The organism is Kocuria sp. KH4 (genome assembly GCF_053711175.1).
In genome coordinates, this window is sequence record NZ_JBSJYX010000082.1 from 1 (window position 1) to 384 (window position 384).

Sequence of the window (384 nt, forward strand, 5' to 3'; positions counted from 1 at the left end):
GGCCGTGGTGGTGCGCCTCGGCCTCGTGCATGGCCGGGGTGTGACTGGCGGTGATGCCGTCACCGATCAGCCCCACCAGATAGGACTCGGACGTGGTGCTCAGGGGAACTCCTCGGGAAGGACGGCCCGGACAGGCCCGGGGTGCGTGGTGGGTGGTCGGGGCGCGGGAAGGCGGTGCCGGGACGGGTCCGCTCATGGGCGCTGGGGCAGCTTGAGGCCCAGCTCGGCCGTGGCCTCCTGCAGATGGGGCCCGTGCTGGCGCAGGTCCTCCAGGCCCGCCCGGAACATCGGTGCGGCCAGGGTGACAGCGGCGAGCCGCCGGTGCGAGGAGGACAGGACCGGGGCGGCGATGGCGGCCCTGCCGATGTCGTTCTCCTCCGCCGG

Annotated in this window: 2 pseudogenes; both read right to left on the minus strand. The window is 74.2% G+C overall.

The features are described 5' to 3' along the window. A pseudogene (locus ACWCOM_RS18570) lies at window positions 1-196 on the minus strand (hypothetical protein); the annotation flags it as partial. Next, a pseudogene (locus ACWCOM_RS18575) lies at window positions 193-384 on the minus strand (IclR family transcriptional regulator); the annotation flags it as partial. The pseudogenes ACWCOM_RS18575 and ACWCOM_RS18570, both read right to left, overlap by 4 nt.